The following is a 12,789-nucleotide window of genomic DNA, read 5'->3' on the forward strand; positions in this document are numbered from 1 at the left end:
CACCGCAGCATGAACAGCAGTTCCCCGAATGGCGCGGCCGCGCCCGCGCGCCCCGCGCTGGTGCTCGACGGCGTCACCGTGCAATACGACACCGTGAAGGCGCTGTCGGACGTGTCCATCGCTTTCGAGGAAGGGCGGATTCATGCGGTGGTCGGACAGAACGGCGCGGGCAAGACCACCTTCGCCCGCGTCTGCTCCGGCCTGGTGAAGCCCACGCACGGCCGCGTGCGCATCGGCGACCACGAGATCCGCACCGGCCACGTCAACGCCGCGCGCGCGGCGGCGTGGAGCTGGTGCACCAGAGCTTCGCGCTGCCCGCGTCGTTCACCGTGGCGCAGGCCATGGAGTTCGGCGCCACGCGGCACAGCGGCCTTTTCACATCGCGCCAGCTCGAGAAGCGCTGGCAGGCGCACCTCGACGGGCTGGGCCTTTCGGTGAGCCCGCGCGAGGTGATCCGCAACCTGCCGATCGAGACGCAGCAGGGCATCGAGATCGCACGGGCGCTGGTCACCGACGCGCGCGTGCTGATCCTGGACGAGCCGACGGCCGTGCTCGCGCCGGCCGGCGTGGAGACGCTGTTCGAGCGCATCCGCATCCTGAAGAAGCGCGGCGTGACCGTCGTGCTCATCCTCCACAAGATCCGCGAAATGATGGCCATTGCCGACACCGTGAGCGTGCTGCGCCGCGGCGAACATGTCACCGGCCCTGTGCCGTGCGCGTCGATCAGCGCGGCCGAACTGAGCCAATGGATCATGGGCGACGCGAAGGTGCCGCAGGCGGCCGCCGCGCCGGCCGATGCACCCGCGCGCCCTGCAGCCGACACCCTCGCTGCCCCCACCGTCCTGCGCATGCGCCATCTCTCGACCCAGCCCGACGCCGAAGGCGCGGCGCTCAACGACGTGAGCCTGGACATCCGCGCGGGCGAGATCATCGGCATCGCGGGCGTCGAGGGCAACGGCCAGCGCACGCTGGTGCGCGCCATCGCCGCGCTGGCCGGCACGGCAGCCGGCACGCTGGAGCTCGGCGGCAAGGACATGACGCACAGCGACCTCGCCACGCGGCGCGCGGCCGGGCTTCGCATCATTCCGTTCGAGCGCAACGTCGAAGGCCTCTCGCTGAACAGCAGCCTGTGGGAGAACTGGGCCATGGGCCGCCTGCTGCAAGGCGGCCTGCTCTCGTTCGTGCGCCCGAAGAAGATCCAGGCCGAATGCGACACCGCCCTCACGCAGTGGGACGTGCGCTACGCCACCAGCAGCCAGCCCGCGGGCTCGCTCTCGGGCGGCAACGCGCAAAAGGTGATCTTCGCGCGCGAGGTCGACGACAGCGCGCGCCTCATCATCGCCGCGCAGCCCACGCGCGGCCTGGACATCGGCGCCACCGCCTATGTGTGGAAGGCGCTGCGGCGGGCGCGCGACCGGGGTGCGGCCATCATCCTCATCTCGTCGGACCTCGACGAGCTCTTCGACATCAGCGACCGCGTGCTGGTCATGCTGCGCGGCCAGGTGGTCGGCGAATACGGCGCGCCCTACGACCTGCGCCAGGTCGGCCAGGCCATGGTGGGAGCGCACGCATGATGGCCTCACGCATGCTGCCCGTGCTGCGGGTGCTGGTCTTCGTGTGCTTTGCGCTGCTGCTGTGCGCGCTCGCGTTCATGGGCGCCGGGCTCGACGTGGGCGAGCTGTTCACCGGCATCCTCGACGGTGCGTTCCTGCGCGACGGCGCCTTGCACCAGGGGCTGCGCTGGGCGATGCCGCTCTTCATCACCGCGACCGGCGTGGCCATCGCGTTTCGCGCGGGTTTCTTCAACATCGGCGCGCAGGGGCAGTTCTACGTCGGCTCCATCTTCGCGGCGTTCATGGCCGAGTGGCTCGCGGGCGGTCCGGCGTGGCTGGTCATTGCCTGCTGCCTGCTCGCGGGCATGGTCGGCGGCGCGCTGTGGGCCATGTGGCCCGGCCTGCTGCGACTGCGCTCGGGCACCGACGAGGTCATCACCACGCTGATGGGCAACTTCCTGGCGGGGCTGCTGCTGGTGTACGTGACCTCCGGCCCGCTGAAAGACCCGACGGGCTCGGGCCAGCAGGCGTCGAGCCGGCCCATTGCCGACGCGTACCGCATCTCCGATTCGCTGGGCGTGTCGCCGCTCATCGTGGCGATCACGCTGCTGGTGTTCGCGCTGTCGTGGCTGCTGGCCAACCGCACGGCGCTGGGCATCGTCGCCAACCTCGCGGGGCGCAACCCGACCATGGTGTCGTGGCAAGGCGCGCGGGTCGGGCGCATCGGGCTGTTCAGCTTCCTGGTGAGCGGCGCGCTCGCGGGGCTGGCCGGCGGCATCGAGCTGCTCGGACCCAACGGCCGGCTGGCCAGCGGCTTCCTGCCCGCGCACGGCTTCACGGCCATCCTGATCGCGCTGGTGGCGCAGCTCACCATCGTCGGCACGGCCGTGTCCGCCCTCTTCTTCGGCGCACTGGCGTCGGCCGCGCTGTACCTGCCGGTGATGGCCGGCATGCCCGCGGCGGCGATCGAGGTCATCAACGCCACCATCGCCCTTTTCATCACGTCCCGCGCCCGGTGGCTCGACAAGCTCCTGGCCCGCAGAAAGCCCGCATGACAGACACGCTCGTCTCCATCCTGATCTCGGGCACGCCGCTGATCTACGTCACGCTGGCGGGCGTGCTGGCGCAGCGCGCGGGCATCTGGAACCTGGGCCTCGAGGGGCTGATGATCATCGGCAGCTGCGCGCTCATCGTGGGCATCGTGCAGACGGGTTCGTTCGTGCAGGCCATGCTGATCGCGGCGGCGCTGTGCGTGGCCGCGTCGGTGCTGCTGTGGTACGTGGTCGAGCAGCTCAAGGCCAACCCGATCATCGCGGGGCTGGGGCTCACGGGGCTGGGCCTGGGCGGCACCTCGCTGGCCATCCAGGCGCTGTACGACAGCGAAGCCACGGTGACGGCGCCGTTCGGCATTCCCAAGCTCAACAGCCTGACCGGCGTGGACCTGGGCGCGTTCGGCGGCCTCTCGGTGTTCGTGCTGCTGATGCCGGTGGCGGTGTGGCTGGTGTGGCTGCTGCTGGAACGCACGCGGCTGGGCCTTCAGATGTCGGCCTCGGGCGAGCACCCGTTCGCCGCGCGCAGCGTGGGCGTGAGCCCCGGCCGCATGCGCCTGCTGGCGCTGGCGCTGGGCGGCGTGCTGTGCGCCATCGGCGGCGCCGAGCTGGCCGGCGGCAGCCTGCAGATCTTCTCGCAGAACATGACGGCGGGCCGCGGCTTCATGGCCTTCGCGGCCGTGATTTTCGGCGCCGGCAGCGCGCTTGGCGCCACGGCGGCGGCCGTGTTCTTCGCCGTGGTGTCGGCGCTGGGCATTCGCGCGCAGCTGGTGTATGGCGGCGCGATTTCCAACGACCTGCTGCAGTCGCTGCCTTACCTGGCCACCATCTTCGGCGTGTGGCTGAGCACCAAGCTGCGCGGCGGGCTAGGCTCGATCCGGGGCACGGCCGAGATGCGCGACTGACCCCGCCGCAAGGAGCTTCGCGCATGACGACACCCACCTGCACCCTGATTCGCGGCGCCGAACTGCTGACCCTGGCCGGCCCGCAAGGCACGCAGCCCGTGCGCGCCGACCTGCTGCTGCGCGGCGGCAAGATCGAAGCCATCGGCCCCGACCTGCCCGTGCCGCCCGCGTGCGAAATCATCGAAGGCCGCGGCAAGCTCGTGATGCCCGGGCTCGTCAACGCGCACACGCATTCGAGCGAGACCTTCTTCAAGGGCCGCTACGAAGGCATGCCGCTGGAAACCTGGCTGCTGTACGCATACACGTACCTCTCGGGCAGCCCCATTCCAGACCGCCTGCTGTACCTGCGCACGCTGGTGCTCGCCATGCAGTCGCTCCAAAGCGGCGTGACCACGCTGTGCGACGACTTCTTCGACCCGATGGCGCACAGCATCGACCGGCTCGGCATCGTCTTCCAGGCCTACCGCGACGCGGGCATTCGCGCCAACGTGTCGAGCGCGGTGCTCAACACGCCGGTGCTCGATTCCACGCCCTTCGGCCACGAGGTATTTCCGCAGCACCTGAGCGCGCAACTGAAGTTCGGCGCGCCGACCACGGCAGCCGACTACACGGCCTATTGCCAGCAGGCCTTCGCACAGTTCCACGCACAGGGCGACGGCCGCCTGCGCTTTGCCATCACGCCGTCGGCGCCGCAGCGCTGCACCGTCGACATGCTCCAGGCCTGCCACGCACTGGCTGTGCAGCACGGCGTGCCGCTGCACACCCACCTGCTCGAAACGAAGGTGCAGGCCGTGGCGGGCCAGATGTTCTACGGCAAGACGCTGCTCGCGCACATGCACGACATCGGCATCCTCGACCGGCATGCCACGCTGGCCCACGCCATCTGGCTCACCGACGCCGACATTGCGCGCATGGGCGAGGCCGGCTGCACCGTGGTGCACAACCCGCTGAGCAACCTCAAGCTCGGCTCGGGGCTGGCGCCGGTGCGCAAGCTGCTGGACGCGGGCGTGCGCATCGGGTTGGGCACCGACGGCCTCTCGTCGAACGACAGCGCGCGCGTGTTCGACCTGATGCGCTTCGCCGCACTGATGCACAACGGCCCCGCCACCGACGGCGCGCAATGGCCACGTGCCGCCGAAGTGCTGAAGATGGCCACGCTCGACGGCGCGCGCACCGCGATGCTCGACGACGTGACGGGTTCGCTCGAAGTCGGCAAGGCCGCCGACCTCGTGATGCTCGGCCTGGACAACGACAACTACCGGCCCCGCAACGACCTCGCGAAGCAGCTGGTGTACTGCGAGAACGGCAGCTCGGTCGAACTTGTGATGGTGGCCGGCCACATCGTTTCGCGCGAGCGCCGGTTGCACACCGTCGACGAATCGGTGGTGTGGGAAGAGCTGGGCGAACTGCTCCCCGCCTACCTGCGGGAGCACGGCCAATGGGAAGCCGCCAACCGCGTGTTCGAGCCCTGCTTCGCCGAGGTCATCAGGCGCTGCAAGGCCGTCGAGCTGCCCGGCCTTTCGCACTTCACACCGGCGCCTTAGGGGTTGAAGCCCTCTCTCGCGGACATTCTGGATAGAGTGCTGTTTTCTCTTTCCATCGACCTTTGCATCCATGAAATTCGGCTACACCATCGTCTACGTGCCCGACGTCGCGAAGTCGCTCCAGTTCTTCGAACAGGCCTTCGGCTTCACGCGCAAGTTCCTGCACGAATCGAACACCTATGGCGAACTCGCGACCGGCGAGACCACCCTCGCCTTCGCGGCGCACGAACTCGCCGAATCGAATTTCCCGCAGGGCCATGTCGCCGCATCGGCATCGGCCAAGCCGCTGGGCATCGAGCTGGGCTTCGTCACCGAAGACGTCGCGGGCGCGCATGCGCAGGCCCTCGCGGCCGGCGCGTCGGAGCTTTGCGCGCCGGTCTCCAAGCCGTGGGGACAGGTGGTGTCCTACGTGCGCTGCCCCGACGGCACGCTGGTCGAACTGTGCTCGCCCATCGGCGGATGATTCCGCAGGCGGTCAGCGCCCGGCCTTCGCCACGCTGACAGCGCCCTTCATGCCGGCGTCGTAGTGGCCCGGCTGCAGGCAGCCGAAATCGACCTTGCCGGCCTGCGTGAACTGCCACAGCACCTCGCCGGTCTTGCCCGGCGCCAGCGTCACCATGTTCGGCTCGGCGTGCTCCATCTCCGGGTTCTTCATCATCGCCTCGTAGTGCGCGCGCAGGTCCTTGCCGGTGCCCAGCACTAGCTCGTGCTTGAGCACGCCCACGTTCCTGACGACGAAGCGCACCGTCTCGCCCTGCTTCACCTCGATGTCGGCCGGCGTGAAGCGCATGTTGTCGGTCATGTCGATGTTCACCGTGCGCACCGACTTGCCCGCCACGCCGGGCTTGCCGATCGCGCTGTTGCCGCCGTCGCCGTCGTGGCCGCCGGCATGCGTGCCCGATGCGGCCGCGCCGGCGGTTGCCAGCGCGAGCAATGCCGCGATGACGGGAATGCGGAACCTGTTGGATGTCATGCTTTTTCCTTCTCTTTGTGTGGCTTGCCCCGGACGGACGACGTGCCCGCCTGCGCCGCACTCTAGGAAGCCTGTCCACCGATCGCCTGACAAGCCGATGACAAGAAAGTAATCTACGCAGCCTTGCGTTGCTGCTCCGTCGTCCGAAAGGAAACCATGTCGCATCCCGTGTTCCTGTCCAGCTCGTCCCTGCCCCGCATGCCCGAAGGCAGCCGCAACGAGTGGCACGGCTTCTTCGGCCACGGCGGCGAGCTGGAGGCCAATGCCTTCTTCCCGCTGTTCTGGCGCACGCTCTTCAGCGTGGACGACATCCGCCATGCGAAGTTCATCGACGAGCACGATGTCGACGACGAAAGCGCCGCGGTCGAACGTGAAGAAAGCCTGCAGGACTTCGGAGCGGACGCGACCTACCCCTACCTCGTGACAGGCAAGCAGACGGCGCTCGCGCGGCTGGCGAGCCGGCGCGAGCGCGTGCTGGCCGCGGTCGGCGAACGCTACCGCCCCATCTACGACGGCTTTGCCGCCTTGATCGAACATGGCTTCGAAGACCACGTCCTGCTGCGAACCAGCGGGCTCCCCGATGCCGCCGACGCCGAGGACTGGTTGCGCGCCGACCTCGCGAGCATCGACACGCTCGAAGCAGGACGCGGCGAGATGCCGGCGTTGGCCAAGGACCTGGGCGCGCATGGCGCGAACCCGGTCTGGCTGCTGTCGGGCACGGGCTCGACCGATGCGGGGGCATGGCCCACGGAAGAACTCCAGGCGCTCTTTCCGCTGCCGGGCAGAAAGAAGCCGAAGCCAGGCATTGACGCACCCTCGGCCGAGAAGATGGCCAGCAGGCCCAAGAGCTGGATCGACCCGATGCTCGAATGGCTGGCCGCCTTCGTCGCGGCGGGCGCCGCGCTGGGTGCGTATTGGCGCACCCAGTCGGTTTGGCTGGCGGTGCTTGCGTTTCTTGTCGCGGCGGTGGGGTTGGGCTTCGGTCTTGTGAAGCTGCGCGGGCCGCGGGCGTAAGCGACTCCCCGGTCGCCGGGGCTTCCCGCCAAAGTTACGATCGACTCAAAACTACACAGGGGGCGTTGCGATGGAGCGCTGGGAAATCATCGAACGGTGGGTTCTGGTCGTGGTCGCGGCCGGGATACTGCTGGCGATCGGCTGGTGCGCGTGGGCCGGCGACGGCCCCAGCCGCTGGTTCGGCCTGCTGTTTCTGCCGCTCGCGTTCTGGGCGCTCTGGCAGGCGTCTTCGAAGACAACGCCAGCGGCATCGACGAGCCGAAATTGCCGGAACGCGCGATGGCCGGCAGCTGGCTGGTCTTTCGGCGCGTGGTCGCATGGGGCATGGCCCTGCTCTTCGCGTTGATCGCACTCACCTCGGCGATGGAGGCGACATCTTCTTCCGACTGGTTTGCCGTGGTCCTGTTCAGTGCATCGACTGTCTTCCTGATCTGGATCGGGCTCTTCGGCGCGGGCGCGCGCTCGAGCATGGCGGATGACAGGGCGATGCATGCGAAGCGCAGGCGGCGCTATCGGTGGCGGCTTTGAGTGCGCCGAGCGCAAGGGGTGATTCCCGGGTCTCTCGGGGCGCTTCGCCGCCCGCTCTCCGATCCGGAGCCAAGCCGTCCTCTCGCATACTCCTCAACCTGAATGCATTGCATGAATCGAATGGAAGCCATATGAGAAAAACCTTGCCTCTTTGCAGCCTGGTGCTGCTGTTCACCCTCTCGGGTCAAGCCATCGCAGGGGCGAATACGGCGCGACTCAACTGCAAAGGAAGTCATGCGGGGCAGGTGCTCACCTTGGAGGGTGATATTCCCGCCAGCATTGTCGAAGTCGATTTGGAACTCTCCTACCGCGGGCAAACCATAGGCTTGGCTTCACCAAAGGCAGAAACCTCCGAGTCCACTGATTTCCGTCACGGCATCTTCAAGTTGGAGGCCGTGATGTCTGCGTCCAACAAGCTCCAGCTTCAAGCCAAGCCGAAGAGCATCAAGTACAAAGGCAGCATGGGTGCCGGCAAACTCAATGCCAGCTTTGACGCCATCCTCAAAGATGCGCCCGAACCCTTCAGATCCGTTCTGAAAGGGGCTGAGCTCAGTTGCATCTATGCCTATAAGATTTGAGCGGAGGTTGGCAAAACGTGGACAGCAGCCTTATTTTCCGCACCGATTTGCTGCGTAATTATTGGGCTCCTTCAATAGATAGAGGCAACGGCACAAAAAAATGCAAAGTTACCTACAGGACCTTATTTCGCGCATGACGGTGCAAGAGAAAGTCATGAACTCCGAGGAGTCGAGTTCATGGCATGCCCATCGAGAGGCTGAATCGCTTCAAGAAATTGCGGCGCTCGAGGAACTGAATACCTTCCTCCGCGCTGGTCCCCCGAAGGCAGAGCGCTCTGCCGCTTACTTCATGCTCGGCGCCCTTGGGAACAACCTCAAAGAATCAAAATGTGCTTCCACGCTGATTTCACACATTCCGTCCGAGCGCGACAAGCATGCACTCGCCAGCCTGCTGGACAGTCTGGCGAAGGTCCCCGCCGGCCCAGACACCGATCTAGAGCCAGTCTATGGTCTGTTGCGCGACAGGCGCTGGCTGGTGCGACACGGCGCTATTCGGGCGTTGCGTATATCGACGGCTCCCGAAACCGAAGATCGATTGCTGGCAGTCCTTGTGGCATCTAGTGACCCTCACGACAAGATCTACTGCCATGCTGTTCTGAACCTGATCGGTACATTGAAATCCGTTCCTGCACTTCAGGCCGGCCTTGAATCGAGCAAGAGGGACGTGAAGCTTTCAGCGAAAGCCGCGATGCAAGAAATTACGCTGCGAGCCGCTGCGGAGCGACGCCCCCGGGCCTCCATCTTGAACGGCTGACTTTTAGCGACGCGTACAGCCTGTTCAGACCCGTTTCAGGCCTTCGGTTGAGTGGCTGCTTTGGGGAGCGTCGATGCCCGCTTCGGGACGCAAAAGCCGCCTCCGGTCCGCGCATATCAGTGGCACAGACAGAGACAGCAAACACGCCGCACTTTCCCAACCTTCCGTGCAAGCGCCCCTATGGCACGATCCCCCCATGCACGAGCCCTCCCGCCGAATCCCCTATCGCACCTGGCCGGGCGCACTCGCCGTCCTCCTCGCCATTGCCGCCTACGTCGGCGGCCTGACCTTCTGGGACCGCCACACCCCCGGCGCCCGCCCGCTGGCCGCAGGTGAAACCATCGACGTGGGCCAGGCCCGCTTCGTTCCCGCCGACGGCTGGAAGATGGACGTCTCGCGCTCCAAGGCCGGCCGCTCGCTGATGCTGCTCAAGGGCGGCCACAAGTTCCGCGTGAGCACGGAAGCGTGGGCCGGCGGCCCCGACGGTCCGCTGGTGCGGCAGCAGCGCCTCATGGAGCGCGGCCAGGGCCTGACCATCGACGGCGACGTGTCCGATTTCGTCACCTCCTGGGGCCTGCAGGGCAAGACCTTCGCCTACTACGGCTCGAAGCTCGCCGGCCGCTTCTGGCAGGTGGTCGACCTGCGGCGCAAGTCGCTGGTGCAGATCGATTTCTACGGCCCCAACGACGGGCTGGACGACGCGCTGACCGAAGCCCGAAGCATGCTCGACTCGATGGACCTGGAGGCCGACCAATGAGCGCCCCCGTCTTCGACAAGAGCGAGGACCAGGCCGCGTGGCCGGTCGGCACCGACTCGTTCTTCCAGCCGCAGCGCGCGGCGTTCTGGCTGCTCTCGGCGCTGATTCTCAATGGCCTGTTCTACACGGTCCACATGTTCTCGATCGGCTTTCGCGTGGTGCCCATCACGGCCTTTCTGGGGCTGCTGGTGTGGGGGCTGTACACCCTGCTCTTTCTTCTCGCCTTTCGCACGCTGGACCTGCTTGAGCAGCATCCGCCGGAAGCGTTCGTGCTGGCCTTTGCATGGGGCGGCATGGGCGCGGTCTACTTTGCCGCGCCCGCGAACATCGCGATCCAGAGCCTGTGCGCCAAGCTGATCTCACCCGAATTCGTGGCGGTGTGGGGCCCGGCCATCGCGGGGCCGATCACGGAAGAGTTTTTGAAAATCGCGGGCGTCATTCTGCTGGTGCTGGTGGCGCGCAACCAGTTCCAGACGTACCTTTCGGTGCTCATCGTCGGCGCGCTCACGGGGCTGGGCTTCCAGGTGATCGAGAACCTGAGCTACACGGTCAACGCGTCGATGCACTTTCCGCTCGAGAACCAGGTCTACCCGGTGTTCCTGAACCTGTTCACGCGCGGCCTCATGAGCGGCCTGTGGAGCCACGCGCCTACACGACGATCGCGTCCTTCGGCGTGGCCTGGTTCCTGCTGCATCCGCAGCGGCCGATGGTGCTGCGGGTGGCCGCCGCGCTGCTTTGCTTCGCGCTCGCATGGGGCATGCACTTCATCTGGAACTCGCCGTTCCTCGAAGACCTGTTCGACGACGGCTACGGCGAAATGGCCGTGCTGCTGGTGGTCAAGGGCATTCCGGTGGTGATCGCGGCCGGGCTGTTCTGGCGCGTGGCCGCGCGCGAGAACGGCACCTACCTGCACGCGCTGGCGGCCGTCTTGGTGCCGGAGCGCGAGCTGATTCAGGACGACGAATGGGTACGGCTTGGCGCGCCCATGCAGCGCTACAAGGTCCGCCGCGAGATGGGCTGGACCTACGGCTGGCGCGCGCGGCGCCTGAAGACGCAGCTGCAGCGCGAGCAGTTGCGCCTGATCCGCAAGGCCGGAACCTACGGGCGCGGGGCGCAGACCTTGCGCCACGAAATCGCGATCAGGCGTTTGCGCGCCGAACTCGATCCGCTGATCCAGCCGCGCCCGGCGACCTGAGGAAAAATCAGCCCGCGTCCTTCAGCGCCTTCTTGGCCTTCTCGGCCGAGCTCTTCGAGCGGTTCTTGTGATAGCCCGACTTGACGTTGTTCACGGCCTTGCCGACCGGGCCGCTCTTCTTGGCGTCGCTGTCGGCGCGCTTCTCGTCGATCTTGTGCTTGGCGGCGTCGGTCGCTTCCGAGGCGGCCTTGCCGACCTGCGCGCTGGCGGTGCCGGCCGCGAGCAGCGTGAGCGAAGCGGCGAACGCCATCAGGATTTTTCGGGTCATCGGTGGATCCTCCAGGTTTTGTGAAATCAGCATGCATGCTCGCACCGCATCCGGCGCCGACGTGTCAGCCGCCACCCCGCACGCCTGGGGGACGCCATCGGACATTTCCGGGCGCGCCTACGGGGAACCCTGCTTCTCGCAAACCCGCAGCAGGCGGCCACCGGCGGGCCATCGACCTATCATGAAGCCGCCCTCCGCCCGCCCCGCCAAGTGACCGACTTCGAACGAGACACCCGCCTGCCGGACATGCCCTTCCACACCATCGTGGAGCAGATGGTCGCGGGCATCTACGTCATTCAGGACGACTGCTTTGTCTACTGCAACGCCACCTGGGCCGCGATCGTGGGCTACACGGTGCAGGAGGCCACGGGCATGTCGCTCGCGCAGATGGTGCCGCCCGACTTCCTGGAAGTGGTGCGCTCGCGCATCCGGGCCCGGCTCGCGCAGCAGCCGCCCAGCATGCACTTCATCACGCGCGGCCTGCACCGCGACGGCAGCGTGCGGCTGGTCGAGGTGCACGGCACGCGCATCACGTATCGCGGCCGGCCCGCGGTGATGGGCGTGGGTGTCGACGTGACCGACCGCGTGCGCAACGAGGAAGAACTCAAGCGCTCCCGCGAGCAGCTGCAGGCGCTGGCCGCCTACACCGCCAACAAGCTCGAAGAACAGCGCCTGGCCATGGCGCGCGATGTGCACGACGTGCTCGGCGGCATGCTCACGTCGATCAAGATGGACGCGACCCGCATCCAGCGCCGCGCCGAAAACCCCGAGATGCAGGCGCTCACGCAGGGCCTGATCGCGCTGACGCAGCAGACCATCGACACCGTGAAGCAGATCTCCGAGGCCCTGCGCCCCAGCGCGCTCGACCACCTCGACCTGTCGGTGGCGCTGGCCAACGAGCTGCGCGCGTTCACGCGCCGCTCGGGCGTGCCGCATGCGCTGGACACCGGCGCGACCACGCCGCGCCTGCCGCCGCGCCACACGACGGCGGTCTACCGCATCTTCCAGGAGGGGCTGACGAACGTGTCGCGCCACTCCGGGGCCTCGCACGTGGGCGTGACGCTGCGTGTGGAAGACCAGCAGCTGGTGCTGGAGCTGCACGACGACGGCCGCGGCTTCGACACCGGCGCGCCGGACGGCAGCGCGCTCGGCTTGCTGAGCATGCGCGAGCGCGCGCGAGAGATCGGCGGCGAACTGCGCATCGACTCGGCGCCGGGCCGGGGCACGCGCCTGCGACTGCGCGCGCCCTTGCTCTGAAAGGCACGGCCTTGATCGACATCCTCATGGTCGACGACCACACCATCTTCCGCTCGGGGCTGCAGCGCCTGCTGCTCGACGAGACCGACATCCGCACCACCGGCGAGGCCGCCAACGGCGCCGAGGCGCTGGCCCAGGTGCGCCAGCGCCGCTTCGACATCGTGCTGCTGGACATCAGCATGGAAGGCCGCAACGGGCTGGAGGTGCTGGCGTCGATCCGCGCGGCGCAGCCTTCGCTGCCGGTGCTGATGCTGTCGATGTACGCGGAAGAGCAGTACGCGCTGGTCGCCATCCAGGGCGGCGCGCGCGGCTACATCGCCAAGGACGCCGAGCCCGCCGAGCTGGTGCGCGCCATCCGCCGCGTGGCCGCCGGCGGCCAGTACCTGAGCGCGCGCGCCGCGCCGCTGGTGAGCG

Annotated in this window: 16 protein-coding genes and 1 pseudogene; 15 read left to right on the plus strand and 2 right to left on the minus strand. The window is 67.4% G+C overall.

Translation table 11 applies throughout. The features are described 5' to 3' along the window. Positions 1–9: 9 nt before the first annotated feature. The 6 genes and pseudogenes from BMG07_RS44835 to BMG07_RS12695 form a co-directional block, all read left to right on the plus strand. A pseudogene (locus BMG07_RS44835) lies at positions 10–488 on the plus strand (ATP-binding cassette domain-containing protein); the annotation flags it as partial. A 360-nt stretch (positions 489–848) separates the two neighbouring features. Then, entirely contained in the window at positions 849–1,574 is a 726-nt protein-coding gene (locus BMG07_RS44840; protein ID WP_374221271.1) for an ATP-binding cassette domain-containing protein, read from the plus strand. Continuing rightward, a complete protein-coding gene (locus tag BMG07_RS12680; protein WP_198084868.1) occupies positions 1,571–2,608 on the plus strand; it encodes an ABC transporter permease in 1,038 nt (345 codons plus the stop codon). The genes BMG07_RS44840 and BMG07_RS12680 overlap by 4 nt, the downstream gene beginning before the upstream one ends. Continuing rightward, on the plus strand, positions 2,605–3,507 hold the full coding sequence (locus BMG07_RS12685; protein WP_198084869.1) for an ABC transporter permease: 903 nt from the start codon (positions 2,605–2,607) through the stop codon (positions 3,505–3,507). Before BMG07_RS12680 ends, BMG07_RS12685 begins: the two co-directional genes overlap by 4 nt. A 23-nt stretch (positions 3,508–3,530) precedes the next feature. After that, on the plus strand, positions 3,531–5,051 hold the full coding sequence (locus BMG07_RS12690; protein ID WP_198084870.1) for an amidohydrolase family protein: 1,521 nt from the start codon (positions 3,531–3,533) through the stop codon (positions 5,049–5,051). Between the two features lie 70 nt (positions 5,052–5,121). Continuing rightward, complete coding sequence (locus BMG07_RS12695; protein ID WP_198084871.1) at positions 5,122–5,514, plus strand: VOC family protein; 393 nt, start codon at positions 5,122–5,124, stop codon at positions 5,512–5,514. A gap of 12 nt (positions 5,515–5,526) precedes the next feature. Here the strand turns inward: BMG07_RS12695 and BMG07_RS12700 are convergent, their stop codons facing one another. Next, positions 5,527–6,024, minus strand: coding sequence for a plastocyanin/azurin family copper-binding protein (locus BMG07_RS12700; RefSeq protein WP_198084872.1), 498 nt, complete (start codon positions 6,022–6,024; stop codon positions 5,527–5,529). Positions 6,025–6,180: 156 nt separating this feature from the next. Here BMG07_RS12700 and BMG07_RS12705 point away from each other — a divergent pair, with 156 nt between their 5' ends. From BMG07_RS12705 to BMG07_RS42000, 7 genes are all read left to right on the plus strand, one after another. Then, positions 6,181–7,038 carry a hypothetical protein gene (locus BMG07_RS12705; RefSeq protein WP_198084873.1) on the plus strand — a complete coding sequence of 286 codons (858 nt, stop codon included), beginning with the start codon at positions 6,181–6,183 and terminating at the stop codon, positions 7,036–7,038. A 96-nt stretch (positions 7,039–7,134) separates the two neighbouring features. Next, positions 7,135–7,566, plus strand: coding sequence for a hypothetical protein (locus tag BMG07_RS12710; protein WP_269758896.1), 432 nt, complete (start codon positions 7,135–7,137; stop codon positions 7,564–7,566). Between the two features lie 131 nt (positions 7,567–7,697). Continuing rightward, positions 7,698–8,144 carry a hypothetical protein gene (locus tag BMG07_RS12715; RefSeq protein ID WP_198084875.1) on the plus strand — a complete coding sequence of 149 codons (447 nt, stop codon included), beginning with the start codon at positions 7,698–7,700 and terminating at the stop codon, positions 8,142–8,144. 133 nt (positions 8,145–8,277) lie between these two features. Continuing rightward, positions 8,278–8,898 (plus strand): hypothetical protein, encoded by a 621-nt coding sequence (locus BMG07_RS12720; RefSeq protein WP_198084876.1) that lies wholly within the window; start codon positions 8,278–8,280, stop codon positions 8,896–8,898. A gap of 196 nt (positions 8,899–9,094) precedes the next feature. Then, complete coding sequence (locus BMG07_RS12725) at positions 9,095–9,655, plus strand: hypothetical protein (protein ID WP_198084877.1); 561 nt, start codon at positions 9,095–9,097, stop codon at positions 9,653–9,655. After that, the gene (locus BMG07_RS12730; RefSeq protein WP_269758897.1) at positions 9,652–10,512 is read left to right on the plus strand and encodes a PrsW family intramembrane metalloprotease; all 861 of its coding nucleotides are present in this window, start codon (positions 9,652–9,654) and stop codon (positions 10,510–10,512) included. The genes BMG07_RS12725 and BMG07_RS12730 overlap by 4 nt, the downstream gene beginning before the upstream one ends. Next, the gene (locus BMG07_RS42000) at positions 10,413–10,850 is read left to right on the plus strand and encodes a hypothetical protein (protein WP_269758898.1); all 438 of its coding nucleotides are present in this window, start codon (positions 10,413–10,415) and stop codon (positions 10,848–10,850) included. The genes BMG07_RS12730 and BMG07_RS42000 overlap by 100 nt, the downstream gene beginning before the upstream one ends. Before the next feature lie 7 nt (positions 10,851–10,857). Here BMG07_RS42000 and BMG07_RS12735 read toward each other — a convergent pair whose 3' ends face one another. Next, the gene (locus BMG07_RS12735; protein WP_198084878.1) at positions 10,858–11,118 is read right to left on the minus strand and encodes a hypothetical protein; all 261 of its coding nucleotides are present in this window, start codon (positions 11,116–11,118) and stop codon (positions 10,858–10,860) included. 210 nt (positions 11,119–11,328) lie between these two features. Here BMG07_RS12735 and BMG07_RS12740 point away from each other — a divergent pair, with 210 nt between their 5' ends. Continuing rightward, on the plus strand, positions 11,329–12,375 hold the full coding sequence (locus BMG07_RS12740; RefSeq protein ID WP_198084879.1) for a PAS domain-containing sensor histidine kinase: 1,047 nt from the start codon (positions 11,329–11,331) through the stop codon (positions 12,373–12,375). An 11-nt stretch (positions 12,376–12,386) separates the two neighbouring features. Next, positions 12,387–12,789: response regulator transcription factor (locus BMG07_RS12745; RefSeq protein ID WP_269758899.1), on the plus strand; the 403-nt coding region annotated here is incomplete at its 3' end.

Source organism: Variovorax sp. E3 (genome assembly GCF_016082275.1).
In the GTDB taxonomy this organism is placed as follows: Bacteria; Pseudomonadota; Gammaproteobacteria; order Burkholderiales; family Burkholderiaceae_C; genus Variovorax.

Coding starts and splice junctions, on each gene's coding strand:
- BMG07_RS12705 (WP_198084873.1), top strand. CDS start 6,181: ATGTCGCATCCCGTGTTCCTGTCCAGCTCGTCCCTGCCCCGCATGCCC.
- BMG07_RS12720 (WP_198084876.1), top strand. CDS start 8,278: ATGACGGTGCAAGAGAAAGTCATGAACTCCGAGGAGTCGAGTTCATGG.
- BMG07_RS12700 (WP_198084872.1), bottom strand. CDS start 6,024: ATGACATCCAACAGGTTCCGCATTCCCGTCATCGCGGCATTGCTCGCG.
- BMG07_RS12715 (WP_198084875.1), top strand. CDS start 7,698: ATGAGAAAAACCTTGCCTCTTTGCAGCCTGGTGCTGCTGTTCACCCTC.
- BMG07_RS12690 (WP_198084870.1), top strand. CDS start 3,531: ATGACGACACCCACCTGCACCCTGATTCGCGGCGCCGAACTGCTGACC.
- BMG07_RS12730 (WP_269758897.1), top strand. CDS start 9,652: ATGAGCGCCCCCGTCTTCGACAAGAGCGAGGACCAGGCCGCGTGGCCG.
- BMG07_RS12685 (WP_198084869.1), top strand. CDS start 2,605: ATGACAGACACGCTCGTCTCCATCCTGATCTCGGGCACGCCGCTGATC.
- BMG07_RS44840 (WP_374221271.1), top strand. CDS start 849: ATGCGCCATCTCTCGACCCAGCCCGACGCCGAAGGCGCGGCGCTCAAC.
- BMG07_RS12725 (WP_198084877.1), top strand. CDS start 9,095: ATGCACGAGCCCTCCCGCCGAATCCCCTATCGCACCTGGCCGGGCGCA.
- BMG07_RS12695 (WP_198084871.1), top strand. CDS start 5,122: ATGAAATTCGGCTACACCATCGTCTACGTGCCCGACGTCGCGAAGTCG.
- BMG07_RS42000 (WP_269758898.1), top strand. CDS start 10,413: ATGCACTTCATCTGGAACTCGCCGTTCCTCGAAGACCTGTTCGACGAC.
- BMG07_RS12680 (WP_198084868.1), top strand. CDS start 1,571: ATGATGGCCTCACGCATGCTGCCCGTGCTGCGGGTGCTGGTCTTCGTG.
- BMG07_RS12735 (WP_198084878.1), bottom strand. CDS start 11,118: ATGACCCGAAAAATCCTGATGGCGTTCGCCGCTTCGCTCACGCTGCTC.